Source organism: Limnohabitans sp. (assembly GCF_030158565.1).
Lineage (GTDB): Bacteria > Pseudomonadota > Gammaproteobacteria > Burkholderiales > Burkholderiaceae_C > Limnohabitans_A.
Genome location: NZ_JAOASQ010000071.1, coordinates 1 through 15439 on the forward strand (window position 1 = coordinate 1; position 15439 = coordinate 15439).

Below are 15439 nucleotides of genomic sequence, written 5' to 3' on the forward strand. Positions count from 1 at the left end.
GAAGAAGTCACGGTCAAAACACTTTAAAACACGATCCATGCCAAATACGGCATCCCGATCGATCCCGAACTTGAGATCGACCAAACAATTGCGTATTTTCGCCGGTAATTGGCCCACTCTGGCAGACTGGATCTAATCTAAGGCAATCTCTCTGAACTGACGCAGGATTAGCCAGTGGTCAATGTGCGCAAATTAATCAAAAAAGATCCATTATCAACGCCATTCAAATTGTTCATAGAATCGGCACGCTTGAGCTCCAGATCACAATCTCAAAAAGTGCCCCCTGATTTGCACCAACCTCGCACTGGGTCTTGCACGGCAAAGCCCTCCCTCCACTTGGATCACTGGATGAAACAACCCCCACTTGAACGGTCTTCACACCCCCATCATGAAAGCCAATAACCGCCTTACACGCCTGTGGTTGGTGCTGCGCACCATGACCAAGGATGTCAGTGACGGGTTCGTTGAGATCAGCCACCATGGCCTGGCATTGTTGGGACTGGTCGTTGTGGCTGTCTCCTTGACGTTCATGGCTCGTCCGAGTTTGCAAATGACGGTCAATGATTGGGTGCTTGGCTGGCTGGAAATGAGGCAAGCCGAAACCTTGACTGTCCCCTCGGCCACTGATGCGGCCTACCGTGCAACTGCCACATCGGTCAAAGGGCTGTCCAAAAACCAGCTGGCCGTGACGCACTCGTTGAGTCGCAGATACCGCGTGTCGCCAGAACCTGTCGCCGCATTGGTCAAGGAAGCATGGGCTGTGGGTGAGCGAACCCAGATTCCGGCCACACTGATCCTGGCGATCATGGCCATCGAGTCAAAATTCAACCCCTTCACATCGGGCACTCAAGGCGCCGTGGGTTTGATGCAAATCGATCCTGATGCCCATACGAGCGAACTGGCACCTTTTGGTGGCCGCTTGGCGGTTTTTGACCCACTGACCAATTTGCGCGTGGGCACTCGGCTGCTGCAAGACTTGATGCTGCAAAGCGAAACCATCGATGAAGCACTGCGTCAATACGCTGCCGCTTCCGGCCAAACCGACGAACGCGTCTACGTCGAGCGTGTACTCAACGAGCAACAACTGCTCGAGAAATTATTTTGAAACAAGCCATCAGCTGTGGCTGAACCCATGCCTTGCAACAACACCTGGACCCGTGGGTGGCATTCGCCATGCCAGCCTCGGCTACACTCAGGGGGTGCGCAACTGGCGATAGGAGCGCTGTCCCGTTATTCGACGGGGGCAGCTGACTCTGACGTGGACCGCGGTCATCCTTGCCCCGAGTAATGACCCCAAACCACTGGGAAGCGCACAACCCGGACCCGGCCCCAAGGCCCTGACCAGGGTTTTCAGCCGTTCGCCTGGGCAGCCCTTGTCAACAACACCCTTGTTGAGCCAAGGTTCCATCTCTTTTGAAGGACTGCCATGTACGACCGCAACATTCTGATTGAACAAGCCGACCCCGAAATTTTTGCCGCCATCCAGGCCGAAAACGCGCGTCAGGAACACCACATCGAGCTGATCGCCAGCGAAAACTACGCCTCGCCCGCCGTCATGGCCGCGCAAGGCTCGCAGCTCACCAACAAATACGCCGAAGGCTACCCCGGCAAGCGCTACTACGGTGGCTGCGAGCACGTGGACGTGGCCGAGCAACTGGCCATCGACCGCATCAAGCAAATCTTTGGCGCCGAAGCCGCCAACGTGCAGCCGCACTGCGGCGCGTCGGCCAACGAAGCCGTGTTTTTGGCTTTCCTGAAACCCGGCGACACCATCATGGGCATGAGCCTGGCCGAAGGCGGTCACCTGACCCACGGCATGCCGCTGAACATGTCGGGCAAGTGGTTCAATGTGGTGTCCTACGGCCTCGACAAGAACGAAGCCATCGACTACGACGCGATGGAAGCCAAAGCCCGCGAACACAAGCCCAAGCTGATTGTGGCTGGTGCATCGGCATATAGCCTGCACATCGACTGGGCCCGCTTTGCCAAAGTCGCCAAGGAAGTCGGTGCGATCTTCATGGTCGACATGGCTCACTACGCCGGTCTGATTGCCGCTGGCCAGTACCCCAACCCTGTGCCCCACGCCGACGTGGTGACCTCGACCACCCACAAGAGCCTGCGCGGCCCGCGCGGCGGCATCATCTTGATGAAGGCCGAGCACGAAAAAGCCATCAACAGCGCCATCTTCCCCGGCCTGCAAGGCGGCCCGCTGATGCACGTCATCGCAGCCAAGGCCGTGGCCTTCAAGGAAGCGCTGCAGCCCGAGTTCAAGGCCTACCAGGCCCAGGTGATCAAGAACGCCAAGATCGTGGCCGAAGTGCTGACCCAACGCGGCCTGCGCATCGTCAGCGGTGGCACCCAGAGCCACGTCATGCTGGTGGATCTGCGCGCCAAGGGCATCACCGGCAAGGAAGCCGAAGCCGCCTTGGGCGCAGCCCACATGACGATCAACAAGAACGCCATCCCGAACGACCCTGAAAAGCCGTTCGTGACCAGCGGCGTGCGCATCGGCACCCCCGCCATGACCACCCGTGGTTTCAAGGACGAGGAAGCCCGCATCACGGCCAACCTGATCGCCGACGTGCTGGACAACCCCAAAGACGAAGCCAACATCGCTGCCGTGCGCGCCAAGGTCAACGCCCTGACCGCCCGCTTCCCTGTCTACAAGTAATCGGGAAGAACAGCGATGAAATGCCCCTTCTGCGGTCACCTCGAAACCCAAGTGGTTGAAACACGGTTGGCCGAAGACGGGGGCTTCATCCGGCGCCGGCGCCAGTGCGGCGCCTGTGAAAAGCGTTTCACCACCTACGAAAAGCCCGAAGTGAGCTTTCCGGCCATCGTCAAGAAAGACGGTCGGCGCATCGAATACCAACGCGAAAAACTGCGCGCCAGCCTGAACCTGGCCCTGCGCAAACGGCCTGTCAGCACCGAGCAGGTGGACGGGGCCATTGAACGCATCGAAGAAAACCTGCTCAACCAGCCCCACCGTGAAGTGGCGTCCAACCGCTTGGGCGAGCTGGTCATGCGCGAGTTGAAAAAACTCGACAAGGTCGCCTACGTGCGCTTTGCCAGCGTCTACCGCAGCTTTGAAGACATCGACGACTTCAAGACCCTGGTGGACGAAGTCCGCTGAGCGCCCTGCGCTTCAGCTGCAGCCGTCGGCGGCTGTTTTTTCGAGCCTGGGCTTGCCCAAGGCATTGATGACCAAGCGCCATATTTGCAGGGCTTCGGCTTGGCACAAGGTCAGCGTGCCGGCCTGAAAAGCCCCTGAGATCGTTTGGCTGCGACCCTCCAGGCCATACGACACATAACGGCTGACCAGACTGTTGCCTTCCAGCGTCAACCCTGCAGGCAAGGCTTCGTGCTTTTGCAACAGCGGCTCATCACTTTCCCTTTGTGCATTGGCGTTGCCATCCACAAACACCATCCAGCCCCTTGTCCAAGGCCCAGTGGACGCACATCGATCGTCTGGCGTTCGGACGCACACGGTCACCCTTTGTTGCAGCCGCAGGGCCTCCGATCGGGCCAACATCAAGCTGCTGAACAGGGTCTCCGCCTGGGCCTGCATGCGGTGCTGCTGGCGCAAGCGGTTCATCGCGGGCGCAGCAATACCCGCCAGCACCGACACCAGTGCCATCACCACCAACGCCTCCAGCAAAGTGAACCCTGACGAGCGCCTGCAACCGTTCATGGCGTGCCTCCATGCATCCCCACCTTTACAAAGAATACCCGGGTATTCAAAATACTCAAAACAAGATGTCAGGGAGACGCACCATGGGCAAGCACACAGGTCTGCGATACCGCTGCGCACAGCGCATCTGCCAGTCAGGCTGGACTCTGAGCGAAATGATGATCGCTCTGGCCTTGATGGCCATCCTCGCCGCTGTGGCGCTGCCCAGTTACAACAGCCAGCAACGACAAGCACGCCGGGCCGATGCCCGGCAGGCCTTGCAGCAAGTGCAGCTTGAACAAGCACGCTGGCGTGGTCAACATGAACAGCATGCTGAACAGCTCAGCAGCCTGGGCTGGCCGCGTGATCGATCGGCGCTGGGGCACTACCAAATCGCCATCGAAGAAGCCAACAGCCAAGGCTACACCGTGACAGCCACGCCGGTGGGCAGCCAAGCCCAGGACACCTCGTGCAGCCCCATGCGCTTGCAGCTGGTGGACAGCGCCCTACTTGTGCTCTCCAGCGGCGCAGATTCACAGACCGATTCAGCCAAATGCTGGCAACCATGAAGACCCATCGCCAAAGCGGCGAAACCCTGGTCGGATTGGTGGTGGGTCTCGGGCTCGGTATGTTGGTTTTGGCGGCAGGCACACAAATGTTGGCGCATCAACTTCGGGGTCATCGCTGGCAACTTCAAGACAGCCATGTTCACCACGATTTGCGTGCCGCGATGAGCAGCATCACCCAACAACTCCGACAAGCCCAAGCGACTGAAGACGCCTGGAAGCTGAGAACCAGCGCGCCATGCAAAGATGCATTTTGCGATGGCGCAGAAGACTTCAGCATCAGCGCCGACCGGATCAACTTCAGCATCGACCGCAACCGCAACGGCCTGCAAGACAACAACGAATGCCTCGGCTTTCGCCTGAGCAACGGCGAACTCAAAGCGCGCACCTCTTGCGAGCCCGAAGTCTGGACATCGCTCACCGATGTCGGCAGCTTGAAAATCACCCAACTCCAATGGCAAGTGACATGCGCAGCTCAGGGCCGTCTGTGGCAACGCTGGATCACCGTGCGCCTGACCGCCCAATGGCCTGGCGATGCATCACGCCAGTGGCAAGCCAGCCAAACCATCACGCTGCGCAATGCACTGCCAGCGCTCCACGCGCCCGCTTATTGCTCAGGCGCCACATGAAGCACAGCCCTCGCCAGCAACAAGGCGCCATCACGCTGATGGTGGCCACCAGTCTGGTGCTGGTGGCCGCATTGGCGGGCTTTTACAGCGTGCAAAGTGTCTTCATCGATCGGTTGGCGGGCCACGCGCAGATCCAGGCCACCCAAGCCCGGCTGGCGGCGGAAGCGGCGCTGGCTTGGGCGCAAGCCGAAATTCAGCGCACATCACAAACCTCCTCCGCCACAGATTTTTGGAGCACCATGCCGACCACGCCTTGTCCTGCCAACCGCCAAGGTCTGCAGTGGCATTGCGTGCGACTGCAGGCGCCTGCCTTGCAGGGGGCAGAGACCGCCAGCGCCGATGTGGTGGCCATGCGCGATGTGGTCAACGCCCCGCACGTGGCCGAATTGCAAGCCAACGCCGTCTTGAACGACCAGCGCAGCCGTGCCCAAGTCCAGCAAAGCGTGTTCATGCCAACGGTGCTGCCGGTGCCCGCGTCCGCCAGCACTGCGGCGGTGGTGTTGAGCACAGATACCACACCACCTTGCGCCAGCACCGCCTGGCAACAGGTGCTGGGCAAGCTGAGCGCCGAGCACATCCGGGCTTGGTCACAAGCCCAAGAACGGCAAGGCCTGCATGCCCTGAGCCAGCCGCCCCGTTCCATCTATTGGGTGGACAGCGCGACTCCTTGGAGCCAAAGCGTGGGCACCGCGCAAGCGCCCGTGCTGCTGGTTTTTTCGACCACGGCCTGCACGCCACGTTGCCCCAGCATGGTCAGCGGCGTGCACATCCACGGCACCGTGGTGCTCGACACGCAATGCCAGGACGACAAGGCCCGCGCTTGGCGTGCTGGTCAAATCGACGGCCAGCTCTTGATCAACTCGGCTTGGCCCGAGGCCCCCAACGCCAGCCAGGTGACGTACCAGCCCTATGCCCGCAAAGCCTATCTGCTGCCTTGGCCACAAGGCATGGACGCACGGCAAGTGCAAATCGTCAACGGCAGCTGGAGCGAAGGCACACCATGAAAACCAAGCCATCGCAAACCGGCATGGCCATGGTCGAGGCTTTGGTCGCATCGGCTGTTCTGGGTGTGGGCATGATGGGCGCCGTGCAGCTGGCCACACAAGGCCTGCAAACCGCGACCGACTCCCGGCAGCGCCTCCTGGCCCACGGCCTGGCGGTGGATGCGATGGAATGCCACCAGTCGCTGCGTCCAGACTGCCCCGTGAACGACCAAACCACCGCGCAAGCCACGCCCTTCACGCGCCGGGTCGAGCTGACAGCCCGGGCCGGTGCGAGCCTGACCGACATCACCGTCACGGTGCAATGGCCAGGCGCTGCGCGGGCGGGCACCGCGGGCACGCCCAGCCAATTGGTGCTGCGCAGCAGCCGTGCCGCGGTGCCCATCTGGGTTGGCGTATCCTTGCCCTGAATTGACCTGCTGTTTTCACCGTGACTTCTACCGACCTGTTGAATCCCCCCACTGCGGCCCAGCCCCCCATGCAACGCGCGCTTGAGCTCGCCAAGCAAGCACTGTGGCTGACCTCGCCCAACCCCCGCGTGGGCTGCGTGATCACCGCCGCCGATGGTTCGGTGCTGGGCGAAGGCCACACCCAGCGCGCAGGCGGCCCGCATGCCGAGGTGATGGCCTTGCGCGATGCCGCTGCCCGTGGCCACAGCGTGCAAGGTGCCACCGCCTGGGTCACGCTGGAGCCCTGCGCCCACCAGGGCCGCACCGGGCCGTGCTGCGATGCGCTGGCAGCTGCGGGCATTGGGCGCGTGGTCGCGGCCATGACCGACCCCAACCCGAAAGTAGCAGGCCAAGGCATGGCACGTTTGGCGGCAGCAGGCGTGCAAACCGAAACACTGGCCCCTGGCTCAGACGAAGCCATTGAAGCGCGCGAACTGAACATCGGATTTTTCAGCCGCATGGAACGCGGCTTGCCTTGGGTGCGCATGAAAATCGCAGCATCCCTCGATGGCCAAACGTCCCTGCAAAACGGCCAAAGCCAGTGGATCACCAGCGAGCCCGCCCGCGCCGACGGCCACGCCTGGCGCGCCCGCGCCTGCGCAGTGCTGACCGGCATCGGCACCGTGCTGGAAGACAACCCGCGTCTGGATGTGCGCGATCACGACACACCGCGCCAACCGCATCTGGTGATTGTGGACAGCCGCCTCGAAACGCCGCTGAACGCCCGCCTGTTTGAAACCCTGGGCCAGGGCGATCAGGCCCGGCAGATCTGGATTTACACCGCCGCCGAAGGGGCTGCAGACACACGCTCAGCTCTGCAAGCGCGAGGCGCCACCGTGATCGACATGCCCGGCCCCGGCGGCAAAGTGGATCTGGCCGCCATGCTGCGCGACTTGGCGCGGCGCGAGATCAACGAGCTGCACGTCGAAGCCGGGCACAAGCTCAACGGCTCCTTCATCCGCGAGGGGCTGGTGGACGAGTTTCTGGTTTACCTGGCCCCGCAGCTTCTGGGTCCCGGCCAGGGCTTGGCGAATTTACCAACCCTCACCGCGCTCAGCGGCGCGGTGCAGCTGGCCTTTCATGCGGTGGACCGCATCGGGCCCGACTTGCGACTGCTGCTGCGCCGGGCCTGAAACTTAAAAATTCAGCGTCTTCACGCCTTGGGCCGTGCCCAGCAAGCACACCTGGGCTTTTTGCAGCGCAAACACGCCCACCGTCACCACGCCAGGCCATTGGCTGACTTCGGTTTCAAACGCCACCGGATCGGTGATCTTCAGGCCCTTCACGTCAACGATGTGCTGGCCATTGTCGGTCACGAGTGGCTGGCCGTCTTTTTGGCGCACCACGGCGCTACCGCCCATGGCCGCAAACTGGCGCATGACCCGAGCTGTGGCCATGGGGATGACTTCGACCGGCAAGGGGAAAGCACCCAAGGCGTCCACCAGCTTGCTCTCGTCGGCGATGCAAACAAACTGCTTGCTCTGAGCCGCCACGATTTTTTCGCGGGTCAGCGCCGCACCGCCGCCCTTGACCATGTGGCCCTGGTGGTCGATTTCGTCCGCACCGTCGATGTAGACCGACAGGCTCTCGACCTCGTTGCTGTCAAATACCGGAATGCCCAAGGCCTTGAGGCGCACGGTGGAGGCTTCGGAGCTGGACACCGCGCCCTTGATCTGGTCTTTCATGGTGGCCAGCGCGTCGATGAATTTGTTCACCGTGGAGCCCGTGCCCACGCCGACGATCTCGCCGGGAACAACGTATTTCAGGGCGGCTTGGCCCACCAGGGCTTTGAGTTCGTCTTGTGTCATGGGGTCGGGTCTGGATGAAAAGAGGGAAAGTAGGCCGAGGTTTGAGACAATCGGAGCCAACGTCTTCAAAGCCTTCGCTGGCCGGAATTATCCAATGTCCCTGATCCCTTACGCCCTCGCCCGCTCGTTTTTGTTCAAGATGGACCCCGAAGAGGCCCACGAACTGACCATCGAGGGCCTGGCCCGCACCCAGAACACGCCACTGGACCGCGTCTACCGCCAGCCCTTTGTGTCTCATCCCATCACTTTGGCTGGCCTGGAATTCCCCAACCGCGTGGGCCTGGCCGCTGGTCTCGATAAAAACGCCCGCTGCATCGACGGCCTGGGCGCGATGGGTTTTGGCTTTGTCGAAGTGGGCACCGTCACGCCCAAGGCGCAGCCGGGCAACCCCAAGCCGCGCATGTTCCGCCTGCCCGAGGCCAACGCGCTGATCAACCGTCTGGGTTTTAACAATGACGGGCTCGACGCCTTCATCGCCAACGTCAAGCGCTCCAAATTCCGCCAGCAGGGGCGCCTGCTGGGCCTGAACATCGGCAAAAACGCCGCCACGGCTATCGAGAACGCCACCGACGATTATTTGATCGCGCTGGCGGGTGTGTACCCGCATGCCGACTACGTGACCGTCAACATCTCCAGCCCCAACACCAAAAACCTGCGTGCCCTGCAAAGCGACGAAGCACTCGACGGCCTGCTGGGCGCTCTGGTGGCGCGGCGTGAAGAACTGGCCGCCGAGCACGGCCGCCGCGTGCCCATGTTCCTCAAAATCGCCCCAGATCTGGACGAAACACAAGTCGGTGTGATCGCCGCCACGCTGCAAAAGCACGGCATGGACGGCGTCATCGCCACCAACACCACCCTGGCGCGCGACGCCGTGACGGGTCTGCACCATGCCGAAGAAATGGGCGGCCTGTCGGGCGCACCCGTGCTGGCCAGCAGCAACCGCGTGATCCGCCAACTGCGTGCGGCCCTGGGCAAAGACTTCCCCATCATCGGCGTGGGCGGCATCCTGAGCGGCCACGACGCGATTTCAAAAATAGAAGCCGGGGCCGACGTGGTGCAGATTTACACGGGCCTCATCTACAAAGGCCCCGCGCTGGTGACCGAAGTGGCCAGCGCCTTGCAGCAGATGAAGCGCTGAACGCTCAATCCTTGAAATAGACCAGCTGGTTGGTGCTCGCCAGCAGCTGACCTTCGGGACTCCACAACTCGCCGGTTTGGTCAAAATAGCCGTGGCGGTAGCTGAGCGCCCTGGCCACACCCAGCACATGCCGCTCGCCCACTTGTGCCAGCAAAGTGCTGTCGGCATGAAAAAACGTGGTCATCGTGATGGTGCCGATCAGCGCACGACGCCGCCGCCGAATGTAGATGCGCGGGAAAAAGCTGTCGCTGATGGACACCAAGGACGCAAAGTCCAGGGCGCGTGCAGGCTCGTCACGCACCCACAGCGTAGAGCGCGAGTGGGTTTGCTCCTGCTCATCAAAGAATGCCGGGAAATCGCCTTCCACAAAACGCATGTCGTAGCGCTCCGGCCAAGCGGGCATGTTCTTGACGGGCATGCGGGGCAGCGCTTCGGGCGCGGGCACGTTGTCGGGCATCACGGCTTCCACATCTGACCAGGTCTCGCGCCGCACCGCAAACACGGCTGTGGCAGTGGCTACCACGCCTTCAGCCTGATGGGCTTCGATGATCCAGTGCTGGGTTGATCGGTTGGTGCGCGCCGCACGCGCCACAAAGCGGATCTCCCCATCGGCCACCGGAGCCGCAAAGTTGACCGTCAGGGCCACGGGTTCGCCCAGGCGCTCGGGGTGCAGCATGGCGGACTGCAGCAACTGCGCGGCGGTGGTACCGCCAAAGGGCCCAACCATATTGGCATAGGCGGGATGAGTTGCGCCTTTGAATTCGTTGGGCGCGGCAGCTTGGAGCTCAATGGCTTCGTCTAAAGGGTGCATGCGCGCCATGATAGGAGCGCGCCAGCGGTCTGCGCTGTCCCGCAAGAGATCATGCAAGGCATGCGCAGGCCTTGTCGGCCATTGCCTGTGAGAGGACAAGCCCTGCGCAGTGGCGCCTTGCAAGCAGCAAAGGTGTTACCGAGTGTTTTTGTAGCTCAAAATGACTCATATAAGACTTAGACTGCGCGCAGCCGACATCCGTTGGCAAGCAACTCTTTCGGAGGAAATCATGAAGAAATACGGTGCCGAATTTTTCGGAACATTCTGGCTGGTCCTGGGCGGCTGCGGCAGCGCGGTGCTTGCTGCGGCATTCCCACAACTGGGCATTGGCTTTGTGGGCGTTTCGCTGGCCTTTGGCCTGACTGTCTTGACGATGGCATTTGCCATCGGTCACATCTCAGGCTGCCACCTGAACCCGGCCGTCTCGATCGGCTTGTGGGCCGGTGGTCGATTCCCTGGCAAAGACCTGGTGCCATACATCGTTTCCCAGGTGCTGGGCGGCATTGCCGCAGCTGGCGTGCTCTACCTGATCGCCAGCGGCAAGGCGGGCTTTGACTTGGCAGGCGGCTTTGCATCGAACGGTTTTGGCGAACACTCCCCTGGCGGCTACAACATGGTGTCGGCCCTGGTGACCGAAGTCGTCATGACCATGATATTCCTGCTGGTGATTTTGGGTTCAACCGACAAGCGCGCACCGCAAGGCTTGGCACCGATCGCCATCGGTCTGTGCCTGACGCTGATTCACCTGATCAGCATCCCGGTCACCAACACCTCCGTCAACCCTGCCCGCAGCACCGGCGTGGCCTTGTTCGTCGGCGACTGGGCCGTGTCACAGCTGTGGCTGTTCTGGCTGGCACCGATCGCGGGTGCCGTTTTGGGTGCCCTGGTTTACCGCATGATTGGCTCCGAAGAGAACTGATCTTCACGCATCCCTACGGGATTGCATTCAAGGCCATGCATCTGCATGGCCTTTTTTCATTCAAAGCAAACGGGCCACATGCGCTGCGATCGCCAGCGAACTGGTCAGCCCCGGCGACTCGATGCCCAGCAAATTCACCAAGCCCGGCACACCGTGGTCGGCAGGCCCCTGGATCATGAAGTCTGCCGAGGCCTCGTGCGGCCCACTGATTTTGGGGCGCATGCCCGCGTAGCCCGCTTGCAGCGCACCATCGGCCAGATCGGGCCAGTACTTGCGCACCTCGGCATAAAAAGCATCGCCTCGGCGCGGGTCCACCTGCAGATCGGTGGGGTCATCCACCCACTGCACGTCAGGCCCAAACTTGGCCTGGCCACCCAGGTCGAGCGTGAGGTGCACGCCCAGACCGGCCGCTTCGGGCACGGGGTAGATCAAACGCGAAAACGGGGCCTTGCCCGCCAGCGTGAAGTAGTTGCCTTTGGCGTAATGGGCTTGCGGCAGCAGGTTATGGTCCAGGCCGTCCATGCCCCGCGCTAGCGGCACGGCGTTCAGCCCGGCAGCATTGACCAGCACTTGGCAAGCCAGCTCGGTGCCGTCTTGCGTTTGCACCACGATCGGGTGCGTGGCCGGGCCTTGCCGCAAGGCAATGCGCTGCACGGGCGAGACCAGCGCCAGCAAACCGCCTGCATTTTCCATATCGCCTTGCAGGGCGAGCATCAGGCCGTGGCTGTCCACAACGCCTGTGCTGGGCGAGAGCAGCGCCGCTTCGCAAGACAAGGCCGGCTCCAATGCCCTGGCCTGCGCAGCCGTGAGTTTTTGCAGATCGTGCACGCCATTGGCGGCCGCTTTGGCGACGATGCCATCGAGCGCCGGAACCTGCTCGGGGCTGGTGGCCACGATCAATTTGCCCAGGCGCTGGTGCGCCACGCCGCGCTCGGCGCAATAGGCGTAAAGCATGTCCTTGCCTTGCACGCACAAACGCGCCTTGAGCGAGCCCGCCGGGTAATAAATCCCCGCATGGATGACCTCGCTGTTGCGCGAGCTGGTGCCGGTGCCGATGGCGTTTTCCGATTCGAGCACCACCACCTCGCGGCCCGACAGCGCCAGCGCCCGCCCCACAGCCAGGCCGACCACACCGGCCCCGATCACCACAGTATCGATTTGTTCCATGGATCACATTGTGGCTCAGAGACAGGTGCTCTGTAGGAGCGGCGCCCTCGCCGCGATAGAACACCCGCAGACCATCAGCATTCGCCCCGAGGGCGGGGCTCCTACAAAAAACAAAAGAGGTGACACCCGCAAGACAGACACCTGCGCCGCACACGGGCAGACTGCCAGACAACAACCAAGGAGACCGTTTCATGTCGCTGTTCAATCTCAAAGGCAAAGTGGCCATCGTCACCGGCTCCAGCCGGGGCATTGGCCGATCCATCGCGCACCAGCTGGCCAAGCAAGGCGCCAAGGTGGTGGTGTCCAGCCGCAAGCAAGACGCTTGCGAAGTGGTGGTCAAAGAGATCCAAGCCGCAGGCGGCGAGGCGATGGCCATTGCTGCCAGCATATCCAGCAAAGAACAGCTGCAAAACCTGATCGACCAGACCCGCGCGGCTTGGGGCCCCATCGACATTCTGGTGTGCAACGCGGCCACCAACCCCTATTACGGCCCCACCACGGGCATGAGCGACGAGGTGTTCGACAAGGTCATGCGCAACAACGTGCTGTCCAACACTTGGCTGTGCAACATGGTCTATCCCGACATGAAAGCCAAAAAGAACGGCGCCATCGTGATCGTGTCGTCGATTGGCGGGCTGCATGGCTCGGCGGTGATCGGGGCCTACAACATCTCGAAAGCCGCCGACATGCAGCTGGCGCGCAATCTGGCCGTGGAATGGGGGCCAGACAACATCCGCGTGAACTGTGTTGCCCCGGGCCTGATCAAGACCGACTTTGCCAAGGCTCTGCACGAAGACCCGGTGCTGAGTGCCAAGTACAACAACGAAACCCCGCTGCGCCGCATGGGTGAGCCCGACGACATTGGCGGTGTGGCGGTGTTTTTGGCCAGCCCTGCCGGTCAGTACGTGACGGGTCAGACCATCGTAGCCGATGGCGGGATGATGATTCGCTGACCTTTTGTTGGCGCGTGGTCCGCTGAGCACGCGGTGGGGTCGGGCACCTCATGCTGGGGTACCAGAAATCGGCGCCCGGCCCCACCGCATGCTCAGCTCAGTGCTTGTGCCAAAAAGCGAATCGTTCCCAAAGCAAAAAGCCCGCTTGAGCGGGCTTTTTGGCTTGAAGGCTTCTTCGATCAGGCGAAGTTGGCTTCGGCGAAAGACCAGTTCACCAGCTTGTCGAGGAAGGTCTCGACAAACTTGGGGCGCATGTTGCGGTAGTCGATGTAGTAGGCGTGTTCCCACACGTCCACGGTCAACAGCGCTTTGTCGGCAGTGGTCAAGGGTGTGCCAGCGGCGCCCATGTTGACGATGTCGACCGAGCCGTCGGCTTTCTTGACCAACCAGGTCCAGCCGGAACCGAAGTTGCCCACGGCGCTCTTGACGAAGGCCTCTTTGAAAGCGGCGTAGCTGCCGAACTTGGCGTTGATGGCTGCAGCCAGTGCGCCTGTGGGCTCACCGCCGCCTTGAGGCTTCATGCAGTTCCAGAAGAAGGTGTGGTTCCAGATCTGGGCCGAATTGTTGTAGATGCCGCCGCTGGACTTCTTGATGATTTCTTCGAGGGACATGCTCTCGAATTCGGTGCCTTTTTGCAGGTTGTTCAGGTTCACAACGTAAGCGTTGTGGTGCTTGCCGTGGTGGAACTCCAGGGTTTCCTGGCTGTAGTGAGGGGCCAGCGCGTCGATCGCGTAAGGCAGTGCGGGCAAGGTGTGTTCCATGATGGTGTCCTCTTGTTGTTGCGGTTGGAAAAAGTTAACCCATGCATTTTAGGGGCATGGGCATCCCCCCTTGGTGTTACGGGTCACTGAGGACTGTCTCTGTCAACGTTGAAATGGGTCAGGGCCCCATGGCCTCATGGGGAGTACCCCGGAAATCGGCCGTGGGGCCCTGACCCATTTCAACTTGCGCCGTTTCAATCATTGACTGTCAAAGGCACGTCGCCATCGGCCAAGGTCGCACGCACGCTTTGCCCGGGCTGAAACTGCACGGTCTTGGTCAGGGCATGACCGTTTTCGTCGCTGAGCCAGGCATAACCACGGTCGAGCACGCGATGAGGGTCCACGGACGACAGCCGCAAAGCGGCGCGTTCCAGGCGTTGTGCACGCTGCTGAACCTGCTGCGCCCGGTTGAAGTCCAGACGGTCATTGAAGCGATCCAGTCTGTGTACGCCCTCAGTCAGCTGACTTTGCACGCCCGATTGCAGGCGGCTTGCCAGACGGTCCAGCCACTGGCTGTGCTGGCCGAGCAGCGCTTGTGGACGGCTCAGACGGGCTGCCACAGCGGCCAGGCGCTGGCTTTGACGGTCTTGCTGGCGAGCCAAGCCAACCGCCAAGCGAGCGGCCACACTGTCCAGCCGCTGGGCATGCCGGTCTTGCTGACGCAGCAAGCCTCGACTCAAGCGGTTTTCAAGCTCTGCCAAGACTTGCAGCGCCACGCCCCGATCGGTCGCGGCCATCTCGGCGGCGGCGGTGGGCGTAGGGGCACGCACATCGGCCACAAAGTCGGCAATGGTGAAGTCGGTCTCATGCCCGACACCACAAACCACAGGGACCGGGCTTTGGGCGATCACGCGGGCCAGGTTTTCATCGTTGAAGGACCACAGGTCCTCCATCGACCCGCCGCCGCGCACCAGCAAGATCACGTCCACCGGTGGCGCCAAAGGGTTGTCTTCAGCGGTCAAGGCATACATGTTCTGCAGGGCCTGCACCAAAGTGGCCGCAGCCCCGGCGCCCTGCACCAGGGCGGGCGCCATGATCACCGGGATTTGGGGCACCCGGCGCTGCAAAGCGGTCACCACATCGTGCCAGGCCGCAGCGCCCAGGGAGGTAACCACGCCAATGGCACGGGGCTGCTCGGGCAATGCCCGTTTGTGAGCTGGGTCAAAGAGGCCCTCGGCTTCCAGCTTGGCTTTGAGGCGCAAGAACTGCTCGAACAAAGCGCCCTGCCCGGCACGCTCCATGGATTCAACCACCAGTTGCAAATCGCCCCGGGCTTCGTACACGCCCAGGCGACCACGCACGTCGACCAGCTCACCATCGCGTGGCGAAAAGTTCATCAAGCTGGCCGCACGCCGGAACATGGCACAGCGGATCTGACCGGTATCGTCCTTGATCGAAAAATAACAATGCCCGCTGGCTGCGCGTGAGAAGCCCGAAATCTCGCCGCGAACCGCCACAGGATTGAACTGCGCATCCAGACTGTCAGCAACGGCGCGGCACAGCGCGGAAACTGTCCACGCACGCGGCTTCAAATCGTCAAAATTGTCCATTTGTCTATATTTCATCA

The 15439-nt window shown here is 61.8% G+C and carries 17 protein-coding genes and 1 riboswitch; of the genes, 11 read left to right on the top strand and 6 right to left on the bottom strand.

The genetic code is table 11. The features are described from left to right. Positions 1-388 precede the first annotated feature (388 nt). From Q1W40_RS14605 to nrdR, 3 genes are all read left to right on the top strand, one after another. Positions 389-1105: a transglycosylase SLT domain-containing protein gene (locus Q1W40_RS14605; protein WP_108326680.1), complete on the top strand. Its 717-nt coding sequence runs from the start codon at positions 389-391 to the stop codon at positions 1103-1105. Positions 1106-1193: 88 nt separating this feature from the next. After that, positions 1194-1375: riboswitch (ZMP/ZTP riboswitch) on the top strand. Positions 1376-1426: 51 nt separating this feature from the next. Beyond that, entirely contained in the window at positions 1427-2671 is a 1245-nt protein-coding gene (gene glyA, locus Q1W40_RS14610) for a serine hydroxymethyltransferase (protein ID WP_300713319.1), read from the top strand. Between the two features lie 15 nt (positions 2672-2686). Continuing rightward, the gene (gene nrdR / locus Q1W40_RS14615) at positions 2687-3133 is read left to right on the top strand and encodes a transcriptional regulator NrdR (RefSeq protein ID WP_053175988.1); all 447 of its coding nucleotides are present in this window, start codon (positions 2687-2689) and stop codon (positions 3131-3133) included. A 12-nt stretch (positions 3134-3145) separates the two neighbouring features. Here the strand turns inward: nrdR and Q1W40_RS14620 are convergent, their stop codons facing one another. Beyond that, entirely contained in the window at positions 3146-3691 is a 546-nt protein-coding gene (locus tag Q1W40_RS14620) for a GspH/FimT family pseudopilin (protein ID WP_300713322.1), read from the bottom strand. A gap of 83 nt (positions 3692-3774) precedes the next feature. Here Q1W40_RS14620 and Q1W40_RS14625 point away from each other — a divergent pair, with 83 nt between their 5' ends. The 5 genes from Q1W40_RS14625 to ribD all read left to right on the top strand — a co-directional run bounded on the left by Q1W40_RS14625 (position 3775) and on the right by ribD (position 7448). Continuing rightward, positions 3775-4239 (top strand): type IV pilin protein, encoded by a 465-nt coding sequence (locus tag Q1W40_RS14625; protein WP_300713324.1) that lies wholly within the window; start codon positions 3775-3777, stop codon positions 4237-4239. After that, a complete protein-coding gene (locus Q1W40_RS14630) occupies positions 4236-4865 on the top strand; it encodes a hypothetical protein (protein ID WP_300713326.1) in 630 nt (209 codons plus the stop codon). Before Q1W40_RS14625 ends, Q1W40_RS14630 begins: the two co-directional genes overlap by 4 nt. Next, positions 4862-5869, top strand: coding sequence for a hypothetical protein (locus Q1W40_RS14635; protein ID WP_300713327.1), 1008 nt, complete (start codon positions 4862-4864; stop codon positions 5867-5869). The genes Q1W40_RS14630 and Q1W40_RS14635 overlap by 4 nt, the downstream gene beginning before the upstream one ends. Further along, on the top strand, positions 5866-6276 hold the full coding sequence (locus Q1W40_RS14640) for a hypothetical protein (protein WP_300713329.1): 411 nt from the start codon (positions 5866-5868) through the stop codon (positions 6274-6276). The genes Q1W40_RS14635 and Q1W40_RS14640 overlap by 4 nt, the downstream gene beginning before the upstream one ends. 68 nt (positions 6277-6344) lie before the next feature. After that, entirely contained in the window at positions 6345-7448 is a 1104-nt protein-coding gene (ribD, locus tag Q1W40_RS14645; protein WP_300713331.1) for a bifunctional diaminohydroxyphosphoribosylaminopyrimidine deaminase/5-amino-6-(5-phosphoribosylamino)uracil reductase RibD, read from the top strand. A gap of 3 nt (positions 7449-7451) precedes the next feature. Here ribD and rpiA read toward each other — a convergent pair whose 3' ends face one another. Next, positions 7452-8123: a ribose-5-phosphate isomerase RpiA gene (gene rpiA / locus Q1W40_RS14650; protein ID WP_300713332.1), complete on the bottom strand. Its 672-nt coding sequence runs from the start codon at positions 8121-8123 to the stop codon at positions 7452-7454. A gap of 94 nt (positions 8124-8217) precedes the next feature. Between rpiA and Q1W40_RS14655 the strand changes: the two genes are divergently transcribed. Beyond that, a complete protein-coding gene (locus Q1W40_RS14655; protein WP_300713334.1) occupies positions 8218-9261 on the top strand; it encodes a quinone-dependent dihydroorotate dehydrogenase in 1044 nt (347 codons plus the stop codon). A gap of 4 nt (positions 9262-9265) precedes the next feature. On the opposite strand, the gene Q1W40_RS14660 is transcribed toward Q1W40_RS14655, so the two are convergent. Next, positions 9266-10072 (bottom strand): thioesterase family protein, encoded by an 807-nt coding sequence (locus Q1W40_RS14660; protein ID WP_300713336.1) that lies wholly within the window; start codon positions 10070-10072, stop codon positions 9266-9268. Positions 10073-10301: 229 nt separating this feature from the next. On the opposite strand from Q1W40_RS14660, the gene aqpZ reads away from it, so the two are divergent. Then, positions 10302-10991, top strand: coding sequence for an aquaporin Z (gene aqpZ, locus Q1W40_RS14665; RefSeq protein ID WP_300713339.1), 690 nt, complete (start codon positions 10302-10304; stop codon positions 10989-10991). Between the two features lie 60 nt (positions 10992-11051). On the opposite strand, the gene Q1W40_RS14670 is transcribed toward aqpZ, so the two are convergent. Then, complete coding sequence (locus tag Q1W40_RS14670; RefSeq protein ID WP_300713341.1) at positions 11052-12158, bottom strand: NAD(P)/FAD-dependent oxidoreductase; 1107 nt, start codon at positions 12156-12158, stop codon at positions 11052-11054. A gap of 191 nt (positions 12159-12349) precedes the next feature. Between Q1W40_RS14670 and Q1W40_RS14675 the strand changes: the two genes are divergently transcribed. Continuing rightward, the gene (locus tag Q1W40_RS14675; RefSeq protein WP_300713343.1) at positions 12350-13111 is read left to right on the top strand and encodes an SDR family oxidoreductase; all 762 of its coding nucleotides are present in this window, start codon (positions 12350-12352) and stop codon (positions 13109-13111) included. Between the two features lie 179 nt (positions 13112-13290). Here Q1W40_RS14675 and Q1W40_RS14680 read toward each other — a convergent pair whose 3' ends face one another. Beyond that, positions 13291-13872, bottom strand: a complete 582-nt coding sequence (locus tag Q1W40_RS14680; protein WP_300713344.1) for a Fe-Mn family superoxide dismutase — start codon at positions 13870-13872, stop codon at positions 13291-13293. Positions 13873-14066: 194 nt separating this feature from the next. Beyond that, positions 14067-15437: an exodeoxyribonuclease VII large subunit gene (xseA, locus tag Q1W40_RS14685; RefSeq protein ID WP_300713346.1), complete on the bottom strand. Its 1371-nt coding sequence runs from the start codon at positions 15435-15437 to the stop codon at positions 14067-14069. Between the last annotated feature and the right edge of the window lie 2 nt (positions 15438-15439).